Source organism: Saccharothrix sp. BKS2, assembly GCF_047689505.1.
GTDB classification, from domain to species: domain Bacteria; phylum Actinomycetota; class Actinomycetes; order Mycobacteriales; family Pseudonocardiaceae; genus Actinosynnema; species Actinosynnema lopnurensis.
On sequence record NZ_JAUQOL010000010.1, the window covers coordinates 98,555 to 116,880 of the forward strand.

General features: G+C 73.6%; 17 protein-coding genes and 1 riboswitch. Of the genes, 10 read left to right on the forward strand and 7 right to left on the reverse strand.

Annotated elements, in window-relative coordinates; genetic code table 11:
* Positions 1-18: 18 nt before the first annotated feature.
* Positions 19-438: an anti-sigma factor antagonist gene (locus tag Q5530_RS22080; protein WP_415364689.1), complete on the reverse strand. Its 420-nt coding sequence runs from the start codon at positions 436-438 to the stop codon at positions 19-21.
* A gap of 403 nt (positions 439-841) precedes the next feature.
* On the opposite strand from Q5530_RS22080, the gene Q5530_RS22085 reads away from it, so the two are divergent.
* The 8 genes from Q5530_RS22085 (at position 842) to gcvP (ending at position 8,758) form a co-directional block, all read left to right on the forward strand.
* Positions 842-1,081, forward strand: a complete 240-nt coding sequence (locus Q5530_RS22085) for a hypothetical protein (protein WP_415364867.1) — start codon at positions 842-844, stop codon at positions 1,079-1,081.
* Positions 1,082-1,237: 156 nt separating this feature from the next.
* On the forward strand, positions 1,238-1,834 hold the full coding sequence (locus Q5530_RS22090; protein WP_415364690.1) for a CDP-alcohol phosphatidyltransferase family protein: 597 nt from the start codon (positions 1,238-1,240) through the stop codon (positions 1,832-1,834).
* A 39-nt stretch (positions 1,835-1,873) separates the two neighbouring features.
* Entirely contained in the window at positions 1,874-2,275 is a 402-nt protein-coding gene (gene gcvH, locus Q5530_RS22095) for a glycine cleavage system protein GcvH (protein ID WP_415364691.1), read from the forward strand.
* A gap of 113 nt (positions 2,276-2,388) precedes the next feature.
* Positions 2,389-2,850: a glycogen accumulation regulator GarA gene (gene garA, locus Q5530_RS22100; RefSeq protein WP_033427969.1), complete on the forward strand. Its 462-nt coding sequence runs from the start codon at positions 2,389-2,391 to the stop codon at positions 2,848-2,850.
* Between the two features lie 13 nt (positions 2,851-2,863).
* Entirely contained in the window at positions 2,864-3,523 is a 660-nt protein-coding gene (locus Q5530_RS22105; RefSeq protein ID WP_415364692.1) for a MerR family transcriptional regulator, read from the forward strand.
* A 146-nt stretch (positions 3,524-3,669) separates the two neighbouring features.
* On the forward strand, positions 3,670-4,143 hold the full coding sequence (locus Q5530_RS22110; RefSeq protein ID WP_380632943.1) for a bifunctional nuclease family protein: 474 nt from the start codon (positions 3,670-3,672) through the stop codon (positions 4,141-4,143).
* 689 nt (positions 4,144-4,832) lie between these two features.
* Complete coding sequence (locus Q5530_RS22115; protein WP_380632945.1) at positions 4,833-5,408, forward strand: MerR family transcriptional regulator; 576 nt, start codon at positions 4,833-4,835, stop codon at positions 5,406-5,408.
* A gap of 223 nt (positions 5,409-5,631) precedes the next feature.
* Positions 5,632-5,721, forward strand: a riboswitch (glycine riboswitch).
* A gap of 148 nt (positions 5,722-5,869) precedes the next feature.
* On the forward strand, positions 5,870-8,758 hold the full coding sequence (gcvP, locus tag Q5530_RS22120) for an aminomethyl-transferring glycine dehydrogenase (RefSeq protein ID WP_415364693.1): 2,889 nt from the start codon (positions 5,870-5,872) through the stop codon (positions 8,756-8,758).
* A 488-nt stretch (positions 8,759-9,246) separates the two neighbouring features.
* On the opposite strand, the gene Q5530_RS22125 is transcribed toward gcvP, so the two are convergent.
* Positions 9,247-11,025: a substrate-binding domain-containing protein gene (locus Q5530_RS22125; protein WP_415364694.1), complete on the reverse strand. Its 1,779-nt coding sequence runs from the start codon at positions 11,023-11,025 to the stop codon at positions 9,247-9,249.
* Between the two features lie 96 nt (positions 11,026-11,121).
* Positions 11,122-12,009 (reverse strand): 3-methyladenine DNA glycosylase, encoded by an 888-nt coding sequence (locus Q5530_RS22130; protein ID WP_415364695.1) that lies wholly within the window; start codon positions 12,007-12,009, stop codon positions 11,122-11,124.
* 104 nt (positions 12,010-12,113) lie between these two features.
* Between Q5530_RS22130 and Q5530_RS22135 the strand changes: the two genes are divergently transcribed.
* Positions 12,114-13,316 (forward strand): MFS transporter, encoded by a 1,203-nt coding sequence (locus Q5530_RS22135; RefSeq protein WP_415364696.1) that lies wholly within the window; start codon positions 12,114-12,116, stop codon positions 13,314-13,316.
* Between the two features lie 14 nt (positions 13,317-13,330).
* Here the strand turns inward: Q5530_RS22135 and Q5530_RS22140 are convergent, their stop codons facing one another.
* Positions 13,331-13,612 carry a hypothetical protein gene (locus Q5530_RS22140; protein ID WP_415364697.1) on the reverse strand — a complete coding sequence of 94 codons (282 nt, stop codon included), beginning with the start codon at positions 13,610-13,612 and terminating at the stop codon, positions 13,331-13,333.
* Between the two features lie 150 nt (positions 13,613-13,762).
* Between Q5530_RS22140 and Q5530_RS22145 the strand changes: the two genes are divergently transcribed.
* The gene (locus Q5530_RS22145; RefSeq protein WP_415364698.1) at positions 13,763-14,461 is read left to right on the forward strand and encodes an LmbU family transcriptional regulator; all 699 of its coding nucleotides are present in this window, start codon (positions 13,763-13,765) and stop codon (positions 14,459-14,461) included.
* 174 nt (positions 14,462-14,635) lie between these two features.
* On the opposite strand, the gene Q5530_RS22150 is transcribed toward Q5530_RS22145, so the two are convergent.
* The 3 genes from Q5530_RS22150 to Q5530_RS22160 form a co-directional block, all read right to left on the reverse strand.
* Entirely contained in the window at positions 14,636-15,670 is a 1,035-nt protein-coding gene (locus Q5530_RS22150; RefSeq protein ID WP_380632957.1) for a hemolysin family protein, read from the reverse strand.
* Complete coding sequence (locus Q5530_RS22155; protein WP_415364699.1) at positions 15,667-17,013, reverse strand: hemolysin family protein; 1,347 nt, start codon at positions 17,011-17,013, stop codon at positions 15,667-15,669. Before Q5530_RS22155 ends, Q5530_RS22150 begins: the two co-directional genes overlap by 4 nt.
* A 152-nt stretch (positions 17,014-17,165) precedes the next feature.
* Positions 17,166-18,206 (reverse strand): LacI family DNA-binding transcriptional regulator, encoded by a 1,041-nt coding sequence (locus tag Q5530_RS22160; protein ID WP_415364700.1) that lies wholly within the window; start codon positions 18,204-18,206, stop codon positions 17,166-17,168.
* Between the last annotated feature and the right edge of the window lie 120 nt (positions 18,207-18,326).

Below are 18,326 nucleotides of genomic sequence, written 5' to 3' on the forward strand. Positions count from 1 at the left end.
GGCGCCCCGGACCCGCGTTCAGCGGGGCTCGTCGGCCCCCAGCGCGCGGTCGACCGACTCGAACACGCTGAACACCTCGCCCAGGCCGGTCGCGGCGAGCGGGCGGATGACGGCCCGCTCGACGGCCACGACGCGGAACGCCGAGCCCCGGCGCTTGCCGTGCTGGGACGCCTCCACGAGCACGGCCAGCCCGGCCGAGCCCAGGAAGCTGACCCCGGACAGGTCGAGCACGACGGTGTCGCCTGCGTCGAGGCGGGGCAGCACGTCCGCCCGCAGCTGCGGCGCGGTGAGCATGTCGATCTCCCCGCTGACCGCGACCACGACGACACCCTCACCCGCCCCGCGGACGGCGATGCCGATCTGCCCGGCCCGCGGGCCGGTCGCCGCGGCGGACTCGGCTCCGCTCGTCGCCACCACGTCCGGGTCCTGAACCGTCACGAGGTTCTCCTCTTCAACTGGAAACACCGGTGGGAGTTCCACGGCTCGCGGCGGTGCGTGAGCAGCGTGGAACGGCAGCGTGACGGACACGTCCGCGAGCCAGGACTCCCCGGCGCGGCTGTTGGCTCAACCGCTGCGCCGCCACCGTACGGGTGCGGCTTGATCGGTACCAGTGTAGTGCGGTTCTCGGTGTGCGGTGGATGACGGACGGTGAACGGTTTGATCCCGAACCCACCGGCTACACCCCGGGGTAAGACGTCGCGCACCTTGCCGCGTCAAGCAACCGGTGACCGAAATCCGGTGAGAACGGACCTGATCGCCGACAGGGTCGGAGCAGAATCCACTGTGTCGGGGATAACGCCGCGAGCCGCGTGAGCGACACCCCTGGTGGAGGGATCTCATGATGAACACCACGAAGGAAGCCGAGTCCGAGCCCGCGAAGCCCGTGGCGGCGCGCGTCGGTGGCGACGGCGCGACCGCGCTGCCCACCACCCCGTGCAGCGTGGTCTGGAGCAAGGGCCACGCCTACGTGCTCGAGGGCGCCCAGGGCCGCTGGGTCGGCGTCGACGACCGGGGCCGCCCGCGGGCGCTCAGCGGCGACGAGCTGCGGCGACGCGGGTGGAGCCGCAGCCGGACGAACTGACGCCGGGTCGCGTCACCGGTTCGCGTGAACCCCGCCGCGGACCACCCCCGCCGCACCGGCGACCGGTCCCGGTCGCGCGGCGCCGCACCGGTCGGCACCGCCGTCCCGGGCCTGGTCGCGAGCCCCGCGGCCGGTCCGGCACTAGAGTCCCCGCCTGTGCCGCACGATCACGTCGAGCCCGCGAACCGGCTGCTGACCGTCCCGAACGCGCTCAGCGTCCTCCGGCTGCTCGGCGTGCCCCTGTTCCTGTACCTGCTGCTGGGGCCGCGGGCGGACGGGTGGGCGGTGGTCGTGCTGGTCGTCGCCGGCCTGTCGGACTGGCTGGACGGCAAGATCGCCCGCTGGTTCAACCAGATGAGCAAGCTCGGCGTGCTGCTCGACCCCGCCGCCGACCGCCTGTACATCCTGGCCACCCTGGTGGCGTTCGTCGTGCGCGGGATCATCCCCTGGTGGGTGGTGGTGGTCCTGGTCGGACGGGAACTGGTGGTCGGCGCCTGCCTGCCCGTGCTCCGCAGCCGCGGCTACGGCCCGTTCGAGGTCAACTACCTGGGCAAGGCCGCCACCTTCAACCTGCTCTACGCGTTCCCCATGCTCCTGCTCGCCCAGGGCGGGTCGACGGCCGCCCAGCTGCTCCGGCCCCTCGCCTACGCGTTCATGATCTGGGGCGGGGCCCTGTACCTGTGGTCGGGCGCCCTGTACGTCTACCAGTTCACCCTCGCACTGCGCCGGCGGCCGGGGGTCGCGCCGGCCTGAACCGGACGTGGGAAGATCCGGCACCGAAGATCCACCGTCATGAAGGAGCGCACCGCGGTGATTCCCGAGGAGCTCAAGTACACCGAGGAACATGAGTGGGTGCTGCGCACGAGCGAGGACACCGTGCGCGTGGGCATCACCGACTACGCCCAGGAGCAGCTCGGGGACGTCGTGTTCGTCCAGCTCCCGGAGCTCGGCGAGCAGGTCGGAGCCGGTCAGACGCTGGGCGAGGTCGAGTCCACCAAGAGCGTGTCGGACATCTACGCCCCGCTCGCGGGTGAGGTCGTCGCGCGCAACGACTTCCTCGACCAGCAGCCCGACCTGGTGAACTCCGACCCCTACGGCGAGGGGTGGATGGTGGAGCTCCGGCTCGACGACCCGACCGCGGTCGACGACCTGCTCGACGCCGCCGCGTACCAGGAGCTGGCGGCGCAGGGGTGACGTCGATCTTCCGGCGGCTCTTCGGTCGGTGGGGGAGCCGCTCCTCAGACAAGGGTTCGGGCACGATAGGTTCTAACGAACTCGACGGTTCCAGCAGCAGGAGGAGAGCTCAGGTGAGCACGAACGACGGGCCAGGCGTCCCGCCCGAGCAGTCCCCGGAGCGGACCTCCGTTTTCCGGGCCGACTTCCTCGCCGAGGTCGAGGGCGCCGAGGCGCCCGCCCAGGAGCCGGCGGTCGCCGGTGTCGACGCGCTGCCCGCCGGGTCGGCACTGCTGGTGGTGAAGCGCGGCCCCAACGCGGGGTCCAGGTTCCTGCTCGACCGCGACACGACCAGCGCCGGACGGCACCCCGACAGCGACATCTTCCTCGACGACGTGACGGTCTCGCGCCGGCACGCCGAGTTCCGCCGCGAGGGCGGCGAGTTCGTGGTGATCGACGTGGGCAGCCTCAACGGCACCTACGTCAACCGCGAGCCCGTCGACCAGGCCGTGCTGGCCAACGGCGACGAGGTGCAGATCGGCAAGTTCCGCCTGGTGTTCCTGACCGGTCCGGGCGCCGGGGGCCAGGGGGCCTGACGGTGGGGCTCCGGTGACGGCGGCCGGGCGGCCACGCGGGGGGTTGAGCATCGGGGCGGTGCTGTCGCAGCTCCGACCCGACTTCCCCGACGTCACCATCTCCAAGATCCGGTTCCTGGAATCGGAGGGGTTGGTCCGCCCGGCGCGCACGCCCTCGGGGTACCGGCAGTTCACCCCGGCGGACGTCGAGCGCCTGCGGTACGTGCTGTCCGCGCAGCGCGACAGGTACCTGCCGCTCAAGGTCATCAGGGAGCAGCTGGACGCGGCCGACCAGGGCGTGCGCGCGGCGGACGCCGCGCCGGGCCAGGGGCACCGGATCACCCGCGACGACCTGCTGGCGCGCGCGGGCATCGAGTCGGCCGACCTGGCCGACCTGGAGCAGCACGGCCTGGTCAGCGCCGGTCCGGGCGGGTTCTACGACCACGAGTCGGTGCAGATCGCCACCACCGTGCGGGCGATGGCCCGGCACGGGCTCCAGGCCCGGCACCTGCGCCCGTTCCGGGCCGCGGCGGACCGCGAGGTCGCCCTGGTCGAGCAGGCCGCCGCGGCGGCGCACCGGGCGCGGGCCGACGAGGTCGTGCGCGAGCTGACGGCGCTCTCGGTCACGCTGCACGCGCTGCTGGTCGAGGTCGGGTTGCGCGATGTCGCAGGTAAGCGCGTTTCGTCGAGGTGAACAAGTGTCCGCATCGTGATGCCGGAGCGGGCGGGCGGTTGCGCACGGGGCCCGCTTGGCGGGTAGCGTCGAAAGGGTACTTGGGGGATCCTCGTTCATACAGCGGGGACGCCAGGATTTCAGCGCGCTGAGGGAGGCGAGACCCGATGAGCGAGATGCGCGTCGTGGGTGTGCGGGTGGAACTGCCCGCCAACCAGCCGATCCTGCTGCTGCGCGAAACCGAGGGCGAGCGGTACCTGCCGATCTGGATCGGGTCCGTCGAGGCCACCGCGATCGCGCTGGAGCAGCAGGGCGTGCGCCCGGCCCGCCCGCTGACCCACGACCTGCTCAAGGACGTCATCGGCGCTCTCGGGCGGCAGTTGGAGCAGGTGCGGATCACCGACCTCCAGGAGGGCACCTACTTCGCGGAGCTGGTGTTCGACGGCGACGTGCGGGTGTCCGCGCGGCCCAGCGACTCGGTGGCGCTCGCGCTGCGGGTCGGCGTGCCCATCCACGCGGAGGAGTCCGTGCTGGCCGAGGCGGGGCTGATCATCCCGGACGAGCAGGAGGACGAGGTCGAGAAGTTCCGCGAGTTCCTCGACTCCGTGTCGCCGGAGGACTTCCGGGGTGCCGACACCTGAGCGGTGCCGGCTCTCCCGTCATCTCGTCGACAGGGTCCCCGTGCGGGGGCCCTGTCGTGCTTCTCGGGCCGGGACGGCCCGGCCCCGGTGTCCCCCCGCCACACCGACCGGCTCCGCCGGTGGACGAGCGTGGTGAGCGGTCCCGGTGTGGTGCGTGGGCCCCGGGTGTGCGGTCCCGCCACGCCGACCCGGACCCGGACGGTGGCGTTCAGGCCCCGCCCGCCGTGCCCACCGGTCGGGCGAACTTCCGGGAGGCCGCCTCCCCGGCCCGCGCCGGCCGCCGGAGGCCCCCGCGCCGACCCCCGTCAAACCCCCGCCGCCGACCCTCCACCCGCGCCGGGCGAGTACCACCTGCGAGAGGTCCGACCAGCGGCCGAACCCCTCGCGGGTGTGTGCGGTGCGTTGTGGATCAACCCCGCGTGCCACCCCCCGGTGTCACACTTCTGGATTACACAACGTCAGCTTTCCGCCGCTAAACGATCACTAAACGTCACCCGAATGGCTTACAACGGCCGACTCTCTCAACCTCTACCTCAGGTTGAGGTCAGACGCGTCCCGCGCGTCGCGTTGACCTGCCCCCTACCCGGTCTTACCGTCGAGCTCAGGTGAATTGCCACGGTGTGATTCAGGCACCGCGGCGGCTTCACGTTGGTCGCCGGTCGTCGTGGCCGGACCGAGGGGAGGCAGGCGTGGTCCAGGAAGCGCCCATCATCCGGGCGGGCTCCGGCTCCGGCGAACAGGGCGAGCTGTTCCCGGACTCCTCGCTGCCGGACGAGCTGGTCGGGTACCGCGGCCCGGCCGCGTGCCAGATCGCGGGCATCACCTACCGCCAGCTGGACTACTGGGCCCGCACGGACCTGGTCAGCCCGACCATAAGGAGCGCCCACGGCTCCGGCAGCCAGCGCCTGTACTCGTTCAAGGACATCCTCGTCCTGAAGGTCGTCAAGCGGCTGCTGGACACCGGCGTCTCGCTCCAGAACATCCGGGTCGCGGTCGACCACCTGCGCCGCCGCGGCGTGCAGGACCTGGCCCGCATCACGCTGTTCAGCGACGGCACCACGGTCTACGAGTGCACCTCGCCCGAGGAGGTCGTCGACCTGCTCCAGGGCGGCCAGGGCGTGTTCGGCATCGCGGTCAGCGGCGCCATGCGGGAGATCAGCGGCACCATCCACGAGTTCCCCGCCGAGCGCGCCGACGGCGCCGAGGTCGTGGCGGCCTCCAACGACGAGCTGTCGCGCCGCAGGCGCACCCGGGCCACCGGCTGAGAGCGTCCGCGGGGGACCGCCGGGCGCGAAAGCGGAAAAGGCCGGCGGCGGGGTGAGCGGAACCGCGGATCGGGCACGGCGCGAATACGACCTGTTACAGCCGGGTACCAGGAATGTGCCCGCTGGAAAACCCGCTCAAACCCCGCTGTCCAGGTGATGAGATCCACGTCGCGCCGGCAGGACCGGCGGCGTCCCGGTTGGGTACGATTCGCGCGCAGTCGCTTTATCCCGCGCGGGAGAGTCCGAGCCCGCTCGGCGCCGAAGGAGCAAATCCTCCCCGGAACCTCTCAGGCGCAAGGACCGCGTGGGTGAGACGCCTCTGGAAAGCGGGTCGGGCCACCGACCCCGCCGACGGTGCAAGCCCGGTCACCACCGGGTGAAGCTCTCAGGCGCCCGGCGACGGGCGGGAGACAGAGGGGGAGGGCCACGGCAGGAGTCTGCCCGCAGCCCGGAGGCGCTTCATGACGCAGGACCGCATCCCCCTCGCCGCTCTTGAGCACGGCACCCCCTTCGCCGACCGGCACGTGGGCCCCCGGCCCGCCGAGCTGTCGCGGATGCTCGACGTGATCGGCGTCGGCTCCCTGGAGGAGCTGGCCCAGCGCGCCGTGCCCGACTCGATCCGCGAGCGCGAACTGGTGCTGGACCTGCCCGCGCCCGCCACCGAGACCGAGGCCCTGGCCGAGCTGCGCGCCCTGGCGGCCCGCAACCGCCCGATGACCCAGATGATCGGCCTGGGCTACTACGGCACCACCACGCCGCCGGTGATCCGCCGCAACGTGCTGGAGAACCCTGCCTGGTACACCGCGTACACGCCCTACCAGCCGGAGATCTCCCAGGGCCGGCTGGAGGCCCTGCTGAACTTCCAGACCGTCGTCGGCGACCTCACCGGCCTGCCCGTGGCCAACGCGTCCATGCTCGACGAGTCCACGGCCGCCGCCGAGGCGATGACGCTGGTCCGCCGCGCGGGCCGGGCGAAGTCGAACCGGTTCGTGGTCGACGCCGACACGCTGCCGCAGACCCTCGCCGTCATCGAGACCCGCGCCGAGCCGCTGGGCATCGAGGTCGTCACCGCCGACCTGTCGCAGGGCCTGGAGGGCCTCGGCCTGGGCGGCGACTTCTTCGGCGTGCTGCTGTCCTACCCCGGCGCGTCCGGCGCGGTCCTCGACCACGCGTCCGTCGTCGAGGAGATCCACCGGGCCGGCGCGCAGGCCGTCGTCGTCGCCGACCTGCTGGCGCTGACGCTGCTGCGCCCGCCGGGCGAGATCGGCGCGGACGTCGTGGTCGGCACCACCCAGCGATTCGGCGTGCCGATGGGCTTCGGCGGCCCCCACGCCGGCTACATGGCGGTGCGCCAGGGCCTGGAGCGGCAGCTGCCGGGCCGCCTGGTGGGCGTGTCCGTGGACGCCGACGGCGACCCTGCCTACCGGCTGGCGCTCCAGACCCGCGAGCAGCACATCCGCCGCGAGAAGGCGACCAGCAACATCTGCACCGCGCAGGTCCTGCTGGCCGTGATCGCCTCGATGTACGCGGTCTACCACGGCCCGGAGGGCCTGAAGGCGATCGCGACCCGCGCCCACCGGATGGCGACCGTGCTGGCCGCGGGCCTGTGCGAGGCCGGCGTGGAGGTGGTGCACGGCGAGTTCTTCGACACCGTGCGGGCCCGCGTCGAGGGCCGGGCCGCCGAGGTCGTGGCCGCGGCGCGCGAGCTGGGCGTGAACCTGTGGCGGGTGGACGACGACGTGGTCTCCATCGCCTGCGACGAGACCACCACGCGCGAGCACCTGCGGCTGGTGTGGCGGGCGTTCGGCGTCACCGTGACCGACGTGGACGCCCTGGACGCCGACACCGCCGACGGCATCCCCGTCGACCTGCGCCGCACCTCCGACTACCTGACCCACCCGGTGTTCCACACCCACCGCTCGGAGACCGCGCTGCTGCGCTACCTGCGGTCGCTGTCGGACAAGGACGTGGCGCTGGACCGCAGCATGATCCCGCTGGGCTCGTGCACGATGAAGCTCAACGCCGCGGCCGAGATGGAGCCCATCACCTGGCCGGAGTTCGCCGAGCTGCACCCGTTCGCGCCGGTCGGGGACGCCGCCGGGTACCTGGAGCTGATCGGCGACCTGGAGCGGTGGCTCGCCGAGGTCACCGGCTACGACGCGGTGTCGATCCAGCCCAACGCGGGCAGCCAGGGCGAGTTCGCGGGCCTGCTGGCCATCCGCGCCTACCACCGCGCCAACGGCGACGTGCACCGCGACGTGTGCCTGATCCCGTCCAGCGCGCACGGCACCAACGCCGCGTCGGCCGTGATGGCGGGGATGCGGGTCGTGGTGGTCAAGTGCGACGACAAGGGCAACGTCGACCTGGGGCACCTGCGCGAGACGGTCGAGGCGCACCGCGACGACCTGGCCGCCATCATGATCACCTACCCGTCGACGCACGGCGTGTACGAGGACACCGTGCGCGAGGTGTGCGGGCTGGTGCACGACGCCGGCGGCCAGGTGTACGTGGACGGCGCGAACCTCAACGCCCTGATCGGCCTGGCGCGGTACGGCAGGTTCGGCTCGGACGTGTCCCACCTGAACCTGCACAAGACGTTCTGCATCCCGCACGGCGGCGGCGGCCCCGGTGTCGGCCCGATCGGCGTGCGGGCGCACCTGGCGCCGTTCCTGCCCAACCACCCGCTCCAGCCCGCCGCGGGTCCGGAGACCGGCGTGGGCCCGATCAGCGGCGCGCCGTGGGGCTCGGCGTCGATCCTGCCGATCTCGTGGGCGTACGTGCGGATGATGGGCGCCGACGGCCTGCGCCGGGCGACCCTGACCGCGGTGGCCGCGGCGAACTACGTGGCGCGGCGGCTGGACGAGCACTTCCCGGTGCTCTACACCGGCGAGGGCGGCTTCGTGGCCCACGAGTGCATCCTCGACCTGCGGCCGATCACCAAGGCGACCGGCGTGACCGTGGACGACGTGGCCAAGCGGCTGGCCGACTACGGGCTGCACGCGCCGACCATGTCGTTCCCGGTGGCGGGCACGCTGATGGTGGAGCCCACCGAGAGCGAGGACCTGGCCGAGATCGACCGGTTCATCGACGCCATGGTGGCGATCAGGCGCGAGATCGACCGCGTCGGCGCGGGGGAGTGGCCGGCGGACGACAACCCGCTGCGCAACGCCCCGCACACGGCGGCCTGCGTGACGGCGGAGTGGGACCACCCGTACAGCCGCGAGGTGGCGGTGTTCCCGGCGGGCGTCACCGCGGTCAAGGCGTGGCCGCCGGTGCGGCGCGTCGACGGCGCGAAGGGCGACCGGAACCTGGTCTGCTCCTGCCCGCCGGTGTCGGCCTACGGCGGCTGACGGGTCCCCGACCGGTGATCGGGGGTGGGGGAACGACCAGACCTCGTTCCCCCACCCCCGTTCCCCCGTGCCGGAGGTCGGCCCCCCTGCTCCGGCGCATCCAGTTCTACCCGTCCGGGGTTGTTCAGGGTCGGGGCCCGACCGCTGTACGACGAAGGCTGAACAACCGCGCCAGGTGCTCCTGCTGCTCCGGTCGCGCGGCCGGATGACGGCCGGTGAGCCGGCGGCCGAGCCGGAGCCGGGCGCGGTGGCAGCGGCCCAGCCGAAGGTCCCGGCAGCGCTGAACGCACAACTCACCCAACCTGAACGCACAACTCACCCAACCTGAACGTACGACTCGCGCGTCCTGAACGTACGACTCGCGCGGTCTGAACGTACGACTCGCGCGGTCTGAACGTACGACTCGCGCGGCGCGAGTGTTCGACACGCGCGCGAGTCGTACGTTCGGGACCACCGTGTCGTACGTTCAGGACCCCCGAGTTCAACGCTCAGGTCGACAGCAGTTGGGCCAGGGCGGCGTCGATGCCCCGGCCGTCCTCGACCACCGACAGGGTGCCGCCGGTGGAGCGGGCCAGTTCGGTCAGCGGGGCGCGTTCCGGGTCCGGGCCGATCGCGATGATGCTGACCGCGACGTCCCTGCCCGGCTGCTTGGCCGAGGCCAGGCGCGACTTCAGCTCGTCGAAGGTCAGGCCGCCGTCGTTCGCGCCGTCGGTCAGCACCACGACCCGGTTGCGCTTGCCGGCCTGGTGGTCGGCCACGGCGTGCTCGTAGAGCGCCAGCACGCTGGTGTAGAGCTGGGTGCCGCTGCGCGGCGCCAGCGCGGCCACCCCGTCCAGCAGCGCCTGCCGCTGGGTCGCCACCGGACCGGTCGGGACGAGCTGCCGGTACGGCTTGTCGCCGTCGAGCTCCCGGGAGAACTCCCACAGCCCCAGCGAACCCGACACGGACCGGTTGACCTGCCCGGACAGCGCCTCCCGCAGCCACTCCACCCGGCTGCGCCCGTCCCCGCCCGGTTCCTCCACGGACCTGGAGGTGTCCACCAGCACGTGCACCACCTGGCCGTCGTCCGCGGTCGCCCACGCGGCCGAGATCTGCTGGGTGGTGTTGGCGTCGGCGGGGGCGAGCTGGTCGGTGATCGCGGCCCACCGCACGCCCGGCGACTCCCTGGGCCGGTCGGTGGTCGAGTCCACCCGCAGTCCCGCCAGCGCCAGGGTCCGCTGCTGCTCGTCCTCCTTGAGGAACTGCCGGAACGCCTGCGCCGCCCGCACCTGCGCCTCGCCGACCCAGTCGCCGGCCAGCGCCACGAACGGGAAGTCCGCGACCGGCGTCGGCCCGCCCCCGGCCACCCCGTACAGCGGGTGCAGCGGCGCCGTCCCGCCGTCCTTGCCGGTGTTGTGCCGGTACAGGTCCACCTCGAACACGGGCACCGCGCTGAACCCGGCCTCGTTCACGCCGGTCGTGTCCGCCAGCAGGTTCAGCGCCTCCCACGTCCCGGCGGGCGACTCCCGCGGCTTGGCCGCGGTCAGCTTGCCCAGCGTGGTCTTCACCGGGTCGAGCGCCAGCATGCCGCTGGTCACCGGGCCCCTGCCCTCCGGGCTCGCGCCGGCCAGCGCGGACTGCACGGCCATCGCGGTGGCGGCGTTGGTCGCCGGGTCGGGCATGGCGACCTCGAACCGGCCCCACTCGGGCTTGCCGAACCGGCCCCACCCGTCGGGCGCGCCGACCAGGTCGGGCAGGTCGGTCCACCGGAACCCGTCACCGGCCTGGAGCGCCTGCGCCGGCTCCTGGTGCAGGGCCAGCAGCACCGGGCTCGCCGCGATCGACTCGGGCACCGCGCCCAGCAGCGAGGCGTCCTGCGCGCTCAGCCGGTTCGCCCACAGCGTCGAGTCGGTGACCCAGGCGTGCGGGCGCTCGCCCAGCTTCGCCTCGTCCCAGCCCTGGGTGAGGCCGGCCAGCACGGTCTCGGAGTCGATGGACAGCACCTCGACGCGGATGCAGTGGTCGTAGACGACGGGCCGCTGCCTGCTCCACGCCTCGGCGACCTGCTTGACCGCCTCGGCCACGCTGGGCGCCGCGGACACCCGCAGGGGCGCCTCGCCCTCGTTGCAGTCGCCGGCCTCGACCGCCGCGCGCCGGTCCGCGACGCCGCCGACCCAGGTCCAGCCCAGCCACCCGAGCACGATCAGGGCCACCAGGCCGATGATCGCGACCGGCCACTTGGCGATGCCGCGCCGCACCTTCGTCCGCAGCGCGCGGTGTCGAGACATCGTCTCTTCCCTCTCAGCGTCGACCACGACTGGCGGCTCCCGACCGGGCGTCACGCTAACAGGTGACATTTGGGGATCGGGTGAAGCGACCGCGGGTTACCCACCGGGAACGAGCTCGCGCGACAGCACGTCGGTCAGCCCGATCAGCCGGGCTCTCAGCGGGGCGGCCTCCTCCGCGAACGCGGCCTGCTGCCGCGCGTACTCCGCCCGGCCCTCGGCCGTCTCCACCCGGACCGGCGGGTAGCCGAGCGCGGCCAGGTCGTAGGGGCTCGCCCGCATGTCCAGCCCGCGGACGCGCACCGCCAGCTCGAAGCAGTCCACGACCAGCTCGGACGGGGTCGCCGGGTCCAGCTTGTAGGCCCACTTGAACAGGTCCATGTTGGCGTGCAGGCAGCCCGGCTGCTCCAGCTCCACCTGGGTCTCCCGGGTCGGCTGGAGCGCGTTGCGCGGCCGGGCCTCGGGCGTGAAGAACCGGAACGCGTCGAAGTGCCCGCACTGCACGCGCTGCGACTCGACCACCGCGTCCGTGCCCGCGCCGCCCAGCCGCAGCGGCCACGCGTCGTGCCGCACCTGCTCCGGCCGCTGCCGGTAGACCATCGCCCACTCGTGCAAGCCGAAGCAGCCCAGCCGCGGCGGGCGGGACGCGGTGGCGGTGAGCAGCCGGCGGGCGAAGTCGACCGTGTTCGCCCGCTCCCGCGCGAACGCCGCCACGTCCAGGGTCACCCCGTCGGGGGTCTCCCGGTAGACCGGCCACCGCAGGTAGTCGCGGGCCGCGGCGCCTTCGAGCACCACGCCGGGGCCGGGGTGCCAGCGCTCCAGCCGGGACGGGCGGTGCGAGTAGTAGGAGAACAGGAAGTCCAGCACCGGGTGCTTGCGGCCGGCGGCGCGGCGCTCGTGGTGCGGGCCGGTCCACCGCCGGGCGCGGGCCGCGTGCGCGTCGCGGCGCGCGGTCCACTCGACCTCGGACAGGACTGCTTCCCCCACCCCGTCAGCGTACTTGGCGCCGGCACGGCGACGGGTCGAGGCCGGGGGCGTCACCCCGCGCTAAAACGTTCGGCCCCGCGCGGGCCCGTTGGTTAGGTGGACCCATGACCAGGTGGGTGCGGCTCCAGGCCGTCGCGGTGTCCGGTTCGGTGGCCGAGGGGCTGGTGGTGACCCTGCTGCCGTGGGTGGCGACCACGATCACGGACGACCCGCGCCAGGTGTCCCTGGTCAACGTGGTGGGCCAGGCGCCGTGGCTGCTGTTCTCGCTGTTCGCCGGGGTGCTGATCGACCGGGTGCGGCGCAGCGCCGTGCTGGCCACGGCCTACGCGGTGCAGCTGGGCGCGGCGCTCGCGGTCGCGGCGGCCGGGGTGCTCGACGCGTTCAGCCTGCCGTTGCTGCTGGTCGTGGCGTTCGTGGCGACCTCGGCGCAGGTGCTGGGCGACGGCGCGTCCGGCGCGCTGGTGCCCGAGGTGGTGCCGCCGGACCGGCTGCCCGCCGCGAACACGCGGCTGATGGCCTTCGACCGGGGCGTGGTGCAGTTCGGCGTGCCGCCGGTGATGGGCGTGCTGGTCGGGGTCGGCCTGGGCACGCCCGCGTGGGTGGCGGTGGTGGCCGCGCTGGTCGCGCTCGTGCTGCTCAGGGGGCTGCGCTCGGCGCCGGCCGCGCCGTCGGACCAGCACCCGCTGCGCGACATCCCCGAGGGGCTGCGCCACCTGGTCGGCACGCCGCTGCTGCGCTGGATCACGCTGGCCGTGGCGCTCGGCTCGTTCGGGGCCAGCGCGGCGATCTCGATGTTCGTGCTGTACGCGCAGCAGGTCCTGCACCTGGGGGCCGTCGGGTACGGCGTGCTGCTGGCCTGCGTGTCGGCGGGCTGGATCGCGTCGTCGCTGGTCGTGGGGCCGGTCGTGCGGTGGCTGGGGTACTCGTGGGCGATGCGCTGCTCGCAGGCGGGCATGGTGGTGACGGTGGGGCTGGTCGCCGTGCTGCCGCCGTGGGCGTGGGCGATCGCGGTCAACGGGTTCGCGCAGTCGGCGATCGTGATGGTGTGGAACGTGTGCTCGCAGTCGAGCCGGCAGCGCTTCACCCCGCCCGCCCTGCTGGGGCGGGTGCTGACCAGCCACCGGGCGCTGGCGTGGGGCTGCACACCGCTGGGCGCGCTGGCCGGCGGGCTGGTGGCGGCCGAGTTCGGGCTGCGGGCGGTGTGGGTGATGGGCGCCCTGATCCAGCTCGCCGCGCTGGCCGTCACGTGGGCGGGGCTGTCGCCGAGGGCGTTCCGCGAGGCCGAGCTGGTGGCGGCGGGCCGCTAGGGGCCCGCTCCCGGTCAGAGCGGGGGTACCAGGCCCGGGAACTTGCGCCCCCCGTTGCAGTGCGGGCACTCCCGGCCGTTGTCGACCGTGCGCGGCGCGCCGCCGATGACCGCCGAGGTCGGGTTGGCGATGAAACCGGCCCCGCCGCACAGCTGGCAGATCGTGCGCGCGTCCGACGTCACCCCGAACAGGTCGTCCTCGTCCTCTTCCTCGTCGAACTCGTCCTCCACCTCGGGGTCGAACTCGTCCTCCGGGTCGAAGTCGTCCTCTTCTTCTTCGTCGTCGCGCGGGTCCACGCGGCCACCGTAGTGGGCCGGCGCCGGGCCCGCCGGTCCCACCCCGTCCCGGGCGGTGTGAGCGGAAGTTGACCGGTGTGTGAGGGCCTCCCGGTAAGCAATGACCCAGGAGCGGACACTTGGGGGGTACCAGTGAACAAGGTGAACGCGGTGGTGCGGCGCAGACAGGGCGCCAACCCGGCCGAGAAGCAGATCCTGACCACGCCGGTGGGGTTGGCGTTCCCCCGCGACGTCACGTTCGAGTCGTGGGAGCAGGCCGGCAGGCGGATCTCCCGGATCGCCAGCTCGTCCGCGTGGTACCTCGGTGACTGGCTCGTGTTCGGCCAGGACAAGTACACCGATCGGTACCGACGGGCGGTCGAGGCCGTCGGGCTGGACTACCAGACGCTGCGCAACTACGCGTGGATCGCGCGCAAGTTCGAGCCGTCGCGCCGCCGGCCGGGCCTGCCGTTCCAGCACCACGCGGAGGTGGCGGCCCTGTCGCCGGCCGAGCAGGACCGGTGGCTGGACCGCGCCGAGCGGGAGAGCTGGTCGCGGACCACGCTGCGCCGGGCGCTGCGGGAGCACCGGGACCCGAACTCCAGGTCCTACCGGGCGGTGCTGCCGCGGGTCAGCGCGGCGAGCGAGGCCCTGGACCGGTGGCGGCGGGCCGCCGCGGCGGCCAACGCCGACTTCGAGGCGTGGGTGGTCTCCGCGCTCGACCGGGCGGCCGAGCAGGACCTGGAGCTGATGGGCGTGCCGTCGCTGGAGGGCGTCGAGCGCCAGGCCCGGGAGGCCGCCGGCCACGGGGCGCCGGCCGGCGGTGAGAACCAGGGGCTGATGGGGATGTCCGCCGTGCGCTCGGCGTGACGGGGCCCGGCCCGGTCTCCGGTCCTGGTCGAACGGGGCCGGGGACGGGTCGGGTGCCGGGGATGGGTCGGGTCACGGGTGCGGGACCGGGTTCGGGACCGGGTTCGGGACCGAACCGGGCACCTGTCCGGCGGGTTCGACCGGGCGGGCGCGGGTGCGCCCGCCCGGTCCGCGTCACAGCTCCCGGCGCACGTGCGTGCCGTCGCGCACGGTGCCCACGTACTCCTCGACCAGGTCCTCCAGGGCCACCACGCCGTGCGTCGAGCCGTCCGGCGACACGACCTGCGCCAGGTGGCTCTGCGCGCGCCGCAGCACCGCCACCGCCTCGGCCAGCCGCGCGTCCACCGGCACCTCCGGCAGACCGCGCACCCGACCGGGCGGCACCTGCGCCGACGGGTCGGCGTCGGCGATGTCCAGCACGTCCTTCACGTGCAGGTAGCCGACCAGCCGGTCCCCGTCGCGCACGGGGAAGCGGGAGAAGCCGGTGGCCGACACCGCGGCCTCCACCTCGCCCATCGTCGGCCGCGCCGACACCGACGTGATCCGCTCCAGCGGCACCAGCACGTCGGCCACGGTGCGCTCCGTGGACGACAGCGTCTGCGCCAGCCGCCGGTGCTCCGAGTCCTCCAGCAGGCCCTCCCGGCGGGACTGCTGGATCAGCAGCGCCAGCTCGTCCCGCGTGTACGCCGACTCCAGCTCCTCGCGCGGCGTCACGCCGACCCGCTTGAGCACCGCCGTCGCCACCACGGTGAACCCGCGCAGCAGCGGCGCGACCAGCCGGCAGAACCACAGGTGGGCGGGCACCAGCAGCAGCGCGGTGCGCTCCGGGCCCGCGATGGCCAGGTTCTTCGGCACCATCTCGCCCAGCACCGTGTGCAGCGCCACCACGATGATCAGCGCCAGCGCGAACGCCACGCCGTGCCGCACCGCGTCCGGCACGCCGACGCCGTGGAACGGCGCCTCCAGCATCGCCGCCACGGCCGGCTCGCCCAGCGCGCCCAGGCCCAGCGAGCACAGCGTGATGCCCAGCTGCGCGCCCGCGATCAGCAGCGGCAGCTCGCGGCCCGCCCGGATCACCGCCCGCGCCCGGGCGCTGCCCCGCTCGGCCAGCGCCTCCAGCCGGTCCCGGCGGGCGGTGATGATCGCGAACTCCGCGCCGACGAAGAAGGCGTTGCCCGCCACCAGCAGCAATACGAACAGCAGGCTCACCGCGTCACCCCCGGTACGTCGGAGGAGGTGGGCGTCGGCTCGATCCGCGCCACCCGCAGCTCGGCCACCCGGTGCCGGTCCATCTGCACCACGGTGATCCGCCAGCCGTCCACGCGGATCTCGTCACCGACGGACGGGATGCGGCCCAACCGGGCCATGACCAGGCCCGCGACCGTCTCGTAGTCGCCCTCGGGCATCCGGAACCCGGTTGCCTCGGACACCTCGTCGTCGCGCAGCAGGCCGGACACCAGCCAGCTGTCGCGGCCCAGCGGGCGCACCGGCGAGGTCTCGCGGCGGTCGTGCTCGTCGCGCACGTCGCCGACGATCTCCTCGACCAGGTCCTCCAGCGTCACCAGGCCGGCCGTGCCGCCGTACTCGTCGACGACCAGCGCGGTCTGGAGGCCGGACCCGCGCAGCCGGTCCAGCAGGGCGTCGCCCTCCAGCGTCGCGGGCACCGTCTGCACCGGCCTGGTCAACGCCGACAGCGGCGTGGTCGCCCGCTGCTGCCGAGGCACCCCGAACGCCTGCTTGACGTGCACGATCCCGCGCACCTCGTCCAAGCCGCCCTGGTGCACCGGGAACCGGGAGAACCCCGTCTCCCGCGCCTTGGCGATCAGGTCGAGCACGGTCGAGTCGGAGCGCAGCGACTCCACCCGCACGCGCGGCGTCATCAGCTCGTCCGCGGTGCGGTCGCCGAACCGCAGCGAGCGGTCCAGCAGGGTCGCGGTGCCCGCGTCGATCGTGCCGTGCTCGGCGCTCGACCGGATCAGGGCGCCGAGCTCCTGCGGCGAGCGGGCGGAGGCCAGCTCCTCGGCGGGCTCCACGCCCATGCGGCGGACCAGCCAGTTCGCCGCGCCGTTCAGGCCGGTGATCAGCCAGCGGAACACCGCCGAGAACCCGGCCTGCACGCCTGCGACGGCGCGGGCCGTCTCCAGCGGCTTGGCGATGGCCAGGTTCTTCGGCACGAGCTCGCCGAACACCATCGACAGCGACGTGGCCAGCGCGAGCGCGAAGGCCAGCGAGATCGGGTCGGCCGCGGAGTCCGGCACGCCGACCGCGCCCAGCACGGGCGAGATCAGCTCGGCGATCGCGGGTTCGGCGATGAAGCCGGTGACCAGGGTGGTGATGGTGATCGCCAGCTGGGAGCCGGAGAGCTGGAAGGACAGCGACCGGTGCGCCTTGTCCACGGCCTTGGCCTTGGCGTCGCCGACGGTGGCGACGTGCGACTCGACGGTGCTGCGCTCCAGCGCGGTGAGGGAGAACTCGGCGGCTACCGCGACGAACGTGCCGATGGTGAGGGCCACCACGGCGACGAGGCCGAGCAGGCTGAGCAGGATGGTCATGCTGGGCCCCTGTCACGGGGCGGGCGGGGCTGGCAGCCGGGTATCGGACCCGGCTCGGTACTGCAGCCCGGGGACTGCGCGTCGCGCACGGAAGGGATCACTCCTCGTGAGGGGTGGTCGAACGGGTGTCCAGTTTAGAGAGTAGCCGGCGGTCAGCGCAGCCCGGTAGCGCCAGGTGAGGACGTGCTCGCCCGCAGCACCACCTCGCCGGCCACCCGCACCGTGCGTGGTTCCCCGGGGTCGTCGTCCAGGACCAGGCGGGCGGCCCGTTCACCCATCTGCTCCAGCGGCAGGCGGACCGTGCTGAGGGCGGGGACCAGGTCCCGCAGGGTGGGGATGTCGTCGAAGCCCGCCACCGAGACGTCCTCGGGGACCCTGAGGCCGCGTTCCCGCAGGGCGGCCATGGCGCCCATCGCCATCACGTCGTTGACGGCGAACACGCAGGTCGCGCCGGTGCGGGCGGCGAGCAGGTCGGTCATCGCGGCGTAACCGCCGTCGCGGGTGAAGCCGGAGGTGATGACGTTCGCGTCGGGCAGCGCCACGCCCACGTCGGCGAGGCCGGCCCGGAACCCGGCGACCCGGTCGCGCGCGGCGAGCAGGTCGCGCGGGCCCGCCAGCACGGCGAACCCGCGGTGGCCCAGCTCGGCGAGGCGGCGGGCCAGCGCGCGGGCGCCCGCGCGGTTGGCGGGCACCACGGTGTCCGCGCCCAGCTTCGCCTGCGAGACGCACGCCACCCGGCCGCCCTGGGCGGTGAACGCGGTGATCTCCTCGGACAGCCGCGCCGAGGCGGCCCGGTCGGTGGTGCGGCTGCCCGCGATGACCACGGCCCTGGCCCGGTGCGCGCGCAGCGTGTTGACCAGCTCGACCTCGCGGCGCGGGTCCCGCCCGGTGGTGCCGAGGACCACCACGAAGCCGGACTCCTCGGCGACCCGCGTCACGCCGGCGGCGATGCTGGAGAAGTACGGGTCGGCGATGTCGTGCACCACGAGGCCGACCAGCACGCTGGAGTTGCGGGCGAGCGCCTGGGCCGAGGCGTTGGGCAGGTAGCCCAGTTGCCGGGCGGCCCCCACCACCCGTTCGCGCAGCTCGACGCTCACCTGCCGCGTGCTGCCGTTCAACACGCGCGACGCGGTGGCCAGCGACACACCGGCGCTGTTCGCCACCTCTTGCAGCGTGACCTGGCGCGACGCCACCCCGCCTCCCAACACTCCCGACCGTCCGAGCCTAAACGATCGCCCACCCGGACACCGCGAGTCGTACGTCCAGGCCGGCCGTGTCGTACGTCCAGGACCCCCGAGTTCAGCGTTCGGGTC